This is a genomic window from Polaromonas sp., assembly GCF_041689105.1.
Classification (GTDB): domain Bacteria; phylum Pseudomonadota; class Gammaproteobacteria; order Burkholderiales; family Burkholderiaceae_C; genus Polaromonas.
Map to the genome: position 1 here is coordinate 1 of NZ_JBDNGU010000128.1, position 6,077 is coordinate 6,077.

Annotated in this window: 3 protein-coding genes and 1 pseudogene; 2 read left to right on the forward strand and 2 right to left on the reverse strand. The window is 64.4% G+C overall.

What is annotated here, in order from left to right; all coding sequences use genetic code 11:
* Nucleotides 1-261: 261 nt before the first annotated feature.
* Both mobA and ACESMT_RS13830 read left to right on the forward strand, forming a co-directional pair.
* Nucleotides 262-894 carry a molybdenum cofactor guanylyltransferase MobA gene (mobA, locus tag ACESMT_RS13825; RefSeq protein ID WP_372827175.1) on the forward strand — a complete coding sequence of 211 codons (633 nt, stop codon included), beginning with the start codon at nucleotides 262-264 and terminating at the stop codon, nucleotides 892-894.
* Between the two features lie 10 nt (nucleotides 895-904).
* Nucleotides 905-2,332: a molybdopterin molybdotransferase MoeA gene (locus tag ACESMT_RS13830; RefSeq protein ID WP_372827176.1), complete on the forward strand. Its 1,428-nt coding sequence runs from the start codon at nucleotides 905-907 to the stop codon at nucleotides 2,330-2,332.
* A gap of 144 nt (nucleotides 2,333-2,476) precedes the next feature.
* Here the strand turns inward: ACESMT_RS13830 and ACESMT_RS13835 are convergent, their stop codons facing one another.
* On the reverse strand, nucleotides 2,477-5,635 hold the full coding sequence (locus ACESMT_RS13835; protein ID WP_372827177.1) for an efflux RND transporter permease subunit: 3,159 nt from the start codon (nucleotides 5,633-5,635) through the stop codon (nucleotides 2,477-2,479).
* Between the two features lie 29 nt (nucleotides 5,636-5,664).
* A pseudogene (locus ACESMT_RS13840) lies at nucleotides 5,665-6,077 on the reverse strand (efflux transporter periplasmic adaptor subunit); the annotation flags it as partial.

Sequence of the window (6,077 nt, forward strand, 5' to 3'; positions counted from 1 at the left end):
ATTTCCCTTGGGGCGGCCCGGCGGGAAATCGCATGGCCCCCACGCTTGTCGCTTCGCGTACTGCGCTGCCCCCCGAGGGGGCTGATTTCCCTTGGGGCGGCCCGGCGGGAAATCGCATGGCCCCCACGCTTGTCGCTTCGCTTACTGCGCTGCCCCCCGAGGGGGCGCTGCGCCTGCGGCCCGGCAGAGCCGGTTCCGCAACCCCGGCTGGTGGGGCATGTCCACACGCGCCACGGCATTCGCCAAGAAGATTGGAAATACATGATTGATACGATAGACGGCGCGGAAATCACTGGCGTTATCCTCGCGGGCGGGCGCGGCTCGCGCATGGGCGGGGCTGACAAGGGCCTGCAGAACTTCAACGGCGTGCCGCTGGCCCTGCATACCTTGCTGCGTCTGTCGCCGCAGGTCGGCGAAGTCATGATCAACGCCAACCGCAACATGGCGGCCTACGAGTCGTTTGGCGTGCCGGTCTGGCCCGATGCCGGCGGCATGGGCGACTTTTCGGGGCCGCTGGCTGGCTTCATCACCGGGCTGGAGCGCTGCGAAACGCCTTACATGATGACGGTGCCCTGCGACAGCCCGCTGTTCAGCGAGGACATGGTGCCGCGGCTGGCCGAAGCGCTGGCGCGCGACAACGCCGACTTTGCCATGGTCGCCGCGCCCGAGGAAGATGGCCAGTTGCGCGCACAGCCGGTGTTCTGCCTGATGCGCGCGAGTTTGCTCGAAAGCCTGGCCGTGTTCACCACCGGCGGCGGGCGCAAGATCGACGCCTGGACCGCGCAGCACAAGACCGTCCTGGTGCCGTTCAACCTGCCGGGTGACGACCCGCGCGCCTTTTTCAACGCCAACACCCTTGCCGAGTTGCACCAGCTCGAAGCGCTGAGGCCGTGAAGCCGTGACCGTGCGGGCCGTAAAAACCATTGCAGAGATCGCTGCCGGACTGCAGGGTTACGACCCGCAGGCCCTGAGCGCTGCGGACGTATCGCGCTTTCTGTCGCGGCTGGTGGAGCCGGTGCGCGATACCGTCGAGCTTGCCCTGTTCGACGCGCTGGGCCGTGTGCTGGCGGCGGACGTGGTGTCGCCATTCGACGTACCGCCGCACGACAACTCGGCCATGGACGGCTACGCCTTCGACGGCGCGCAGCTCGGCACTGGCGAAGCCCTGAGCCTGAAAGTTGCCGGCACGGCGCTGGCCGGCAAAGCCTGGCAAGGCAGCGTGGTGCCCGGGCAATGCGTGAAGATCATGACGGGCGCCATCATGCCGGCGGGGCTGGACACCGTGGTGCCGCAGGAGTTTGTCAGCGCCAGCGCAGACACCATCAGCATCCCCCCAAAACTTCTGCAGCCCGGCGACAACCGGCGGCTGCGCGGCGAAGACCTGATGCAAGGCCGCGCGGCGCTATTAAAGGGGGAGCTGCTCACGCCCGCCCGGCTTGGGCTGGCGGCCTCTTTGGGCCTGAAAACCGTCAGCACCTGGCGGCCGCTGCGCGTCGCCTACTTTTCTACGGGCGACGAGATCCTCTCGCTGGGCGAGGCACCGCGTGAAGGTGCGGTGTACGACAGCAACCGCTACACCGTGTTTGGCATGTTGCGGCGCCTGGGCTGCGAAGTGATCGACATGGGTGTGGTGCGCGACGACCCGGCATTGCTGGAGGCGGCCTTCATGGATGCAGCGGCACGGGCCGACGCCATCATCACCTCGGGCGGCGTCAGCGTGGGCGAAGCCGACTACACCAAGGCCATGATGAAAAAACTCGGCGATGTGGCGTTCTGGAAAGTCGCGATGCGCCCTGGCCGACCCATGGCCGTGGGCCGGATTCTTCAAGACAAATCGACCTCAAGCCCCTTATCTGCGGCCGCGACAAGCTCCCAAATTGATAGCACTTCGAGTGGCGGAAGCCGTTTCGCCGCCGGGCCGCCCCAAGGCGAAACAGCCCCCCCGGGGGGCAGCAAACCACACGGAGTGGGGAGCGTGGGGGCCATTCTCTTCGGACTGCCCGGCAACCCGGTCGCGGTGATGGTGACGTTCCTTGCGTTTGTGCGCCCGGCGCTGCTGCAGATGATGGGTAGCACGGCGCCCGCCCCGCCCTTGCTGAAGGCGCGCAGCCAGGAGGCCATCCGCAAAAAGGCCGGCCGCACCGAGTACCAGCGCGGCACCGTCAGCACCGCAGCCGACGGTTCGCTCCAGGTCAAAGCCACCGGCAACCAGGGCTCGGGCGTGCTTAGCTCCATGGCCGAAGCCAACGGCCTGATTGTTCTGCACCATGGCCAGGGAAACATCGCGCCGGGCGAGGACGTCGATGTGATGATGTTCGACGGCACGATATAAGGCCCCCACACTCGCTCACTGCGTGTAGCTCGCTGCCCCCCGAGGGGGCGCTGCGCCTGCGGGCCGGCGGAGCCGGACCCGCGGCCCCGGCTGGTATTTGGGAGCCATTCCCCCCGCTGCATCAATTGCTGGGACGTAGGGCTTTTATTTGCCGATCAGTTCCGGCTCGCCGTGGTGAGCTTCTGGCTCTTCTTTGGCTTGCGTCTTGTTAGCGCCAGGGATGGCCTTGCGGGCAAACAGCGCGTACATCGTGGGCACCACAAACACGGTGAGCAAGGTGCCCAGAGACATGCCGCCCACAATCACCCAGCCGATCTGGATGCGGCTTTCTGCGCCCGCGCCTGTGGCCAATGCCAGCGGCAAGGCGCCAAGAACCATGGCTCCGGTGGTCATCAGGATCGGGCGCAGCCGCTGCGAAGAGGCCTTGATCAGTGCCTCCAGCATGTCCATGCCCTGCCGGCGCAGCTGGTTGGTGAACTCGACAATCAAAATACCGTGCTTGGTGATCAACCCGACCAGCGTGATCAGGCCGATCTGCGAATAGACATTGAGCGAGCCGCCCGACAACTTGAGGGCCAGCAGCGCGCCTATCATGGACAGCGGCACCGACAGCATGATCACCAGTGGATCGACAAAACTTTCAAACTGCGCGGCCAGCACCAGAAAAATAAACACCAGCGCCAGCACAAACACAATGGCCAGCGCCCCCTGGGAGTTCTTGAACTCTCGTGAGGTGCCGTTGAGGTCGGTGCTGTAGCCAGGCTTGAGCACCTTGGCCGCCGTCTGGTTCATGAACGTCAGCGCCTGGCCGAGGGAATAGTCCGGAGCCAGATTGGCGGTGATGGAGGCAGCACGGCGCTGGCCAAAGTGATTGAGCTCGCGCGGAGAAACGGTTTCACGTACCGTGACCAGACTTGACAGCGGGATCATCGCATCGCTGCGGCCGCGCACATAAATGCCCTCGATGTCCTCTGGTGTTCTGCGCCCGCTGGCCTGGGTTTGCACGATCACGTCGTACTGCTCGGCGTCACGTTTGTAGCGCGTCACGTTGCGTCCGCCCAGCATGGTTTCAATCGCCCTGGCCACCACCTCCACGCTGACACCGAGATCCGCGGCCTTTTCACGGTTGACATTAATGCGTAGCTCGGGCTTGTTCAGGCGGAGGTCTGAAACCGGCGACTGGATGCCAGGATTTTTTGCAATCTCGGCGAGCATCTGCTCGACCACCCGATTGAGATTTTCGTAGCTGTCCGAGGTCTGAATCACAAAATTGAGCGGGCGCTCGCGAAAGCCCTGCCCCAGCGAGGGCGGTGTGATGGGAAAAGCCGTCACACCGGGCAGACTGGCGAACTTGGGCTGCAGTTCGCGCGCCATGTCCAGCGTACTGCGTGACCGGTCATCCCAATCCACCGTGCGATAGATAACACTGGCTTGCGACACGGTGGGATTGCCAATGCTCGCAAAAATCCGGTCGAACTCCGGGTAGGACTGCCCCATTTTTTCAAGCGCCTGCGCGTAGCGGTTGGTGTAGTCCAGCGTGGCGCCATCAGGTGCATTGACCGTCGCCAGAATCGTGCCTCGGTCTTCCAGCGGCGAAAGCTCCTGCTTCATGGTCGGAAAGATCAGCAGTATGGCCAGCGCACTGACAAGCATGGTGCCCACCACGATCCAGCGCGCTTGCAACAGGAACCCTCCGAGACGCCTGGAAGCGCCGACGGAGCCCGCCTGGTAACGCGCCGTGAGTATCCAGCGCAGCAGGCGGCCATACCTGTCGGACACCGCATTGAGAAACCGCTCGATGCCGCGGTCAAACGCGTTCGGCTTTGGATTGTGCTTGAGCAGCTTGGCGCACATCATGGGCGTCAGCGTCAGAGCCACAAAACCCGACACCACCACGGCACCAGCGAGCGCCAGCGCAAACTCGACAAACAGCCGACCCGTGCGCCCCGGCGTGAAGGCCAGCGGGGCATACACCGCCACCAGCGTCGCCGTCATGGTGATCACGGCAAAACCGATTTCCCTGGCCCCCTTGACGGCCGCCGAAAACGGATCGAGCCCCTCCTCGATGTGCCGGAAGATGTTCTCCAGCATCACGATGGCGTCGTCCACCACCAGGCCGATGGCCAGCACCAGGGCGAGCAAGGTCAGCGTGTTGATGGTGAAGCCCGCCAGCGCCATCAGTGCGAAGGTGCCGACCAGGCTGACCGGAATGGTGATGATCGGGATGATGGACGCGCGGAAGGTTCGCAAAAATACAAAAATCACCAGTGCCACCAGCGCTACCGCCTCCGCGATGGTGGTGTAGACGTTCCTGACAGAACGATCAATGAAGACCGAGTTGTCGTTCGCGATGTCGACGTTGACCTCGGGCGGCAAATCGGCCTTGAGCTGGGGGATCATGTCGCGCACCCCCTTGGACAAATCCAGTGGATTGGCCGTCGCCTGCCGGATCACGCCAGCCCCGATCGCAGAACGGCCGTTCAGCCGCACGCCGCTGCGCTCGTCGGCGGCGCCCTCCTCGATGCGGGCCACGTCACGCACCTTGACCGGGAAACCATTGACGCTTCTGATCACCACCTCGCCAAACTGAGCGGGACGCACCAGGCCAGTTTCCGAAGTGACGCTGAATTCGCGTTGCTGGGATTCGACGCGCCCCGCCGGTACTTCCAGGTTGCTGCGGCGTATGGCGTCTTCCACATCCTGAGTCGTCAGGCGATAAGCCGCCAATTTTTCGGTGTCGAGCCAGACGCGCATGGCGTACTTGCGCTCGCCGAAAATGCGCACATCGGCCACCCCCGTGACAGTCTGGAGGCGCGGCTTGACGATGCGGTTGACCAGGTCGTTGATCTGCAGCCGGCTCAGGCTGTCGCTGGTAAAGGCCAGCCAGATCACGGGGAAGGCGTCGGCCTCGACCTTGGCAATCACCGGCTCCTCAATCGACTGCGGCAACTTGTTGCGCACGCGCGCGGTCCGGTCGCGCACCTCCGCAGCTGCGGCATCGGCGTCTTTTTCCAGCCGAAAACGCACCGATATCTGGCTCTGGTCGGCGCGGCTGATCGAGGTCAGCACATCGACAGCGTCAATGCCGGCAATGGAGTCTTCGAGCGGCTTGGTGACCTGTGATTCGATCACCTCGGCCGATGCACCCGGGTAACGCACGCTCACAGTCACTACCGGCTCATCGATCTTCGGGTACTCGCGCACACTCAAGCGCTGGAAGCTGACCGCGCCTACCAGCACAATCAGCAGGGAAAGCACCGTGGCAAACACCGGCCGGCGTATCGAAATTTCTGCCAATTGCATCAGGAGGTCCTGTCTGTGGTGGCCCGGGGTCAGGCCGGTTTGCGCGCGGACCGGGCCCCGGCCTCTGGCATGTTGCCGGGTGGCACAGGCGCGGCCTCGCGGATTCCTGCCAGACAAGGGTTGCCACCGGCGGCCGACACCGCCTTCGCGTCTGGCGCTGCAACAACTGCGGCCGGAGCGGCCGGAGCGGCCGGAACGCCATCGACCGGCCGCGTGCGCGGCTGGCTGAGATCCACCACGCGCACCGACGTGCCATTGCGCGTAATCCGTTGTTGGCCTGCGGTGACAACCGTGTCCCCAGCCTGCAAGCCACTGGTAATCTCGGCTTTTCCGGGCTGGCGAAGGCCAACCTGTACCGGCACGCGCTGGGTGGTCCAGCTCTGCGCCTCGGCCCCTGGCAGCAGCTTGATGACGAACTGCTTGTCGCCTTGGGGCAACAGTG

Coding starts and splice junctions, on each gene's coding strand:
- mobA (WP_372827175.1), top strand. CDS start 262: ATGATTGATACGATAGACGGCGCGGAAATCACTGGCGTTATCCTCGCG.
- ACESMT_RS13835 (WP_372827177.1), bottom strand. CDS start 5,635: ATGCAATTGGCAGAAATTTCGATACGCCGGCCGGTGTTTGCCACGGTG.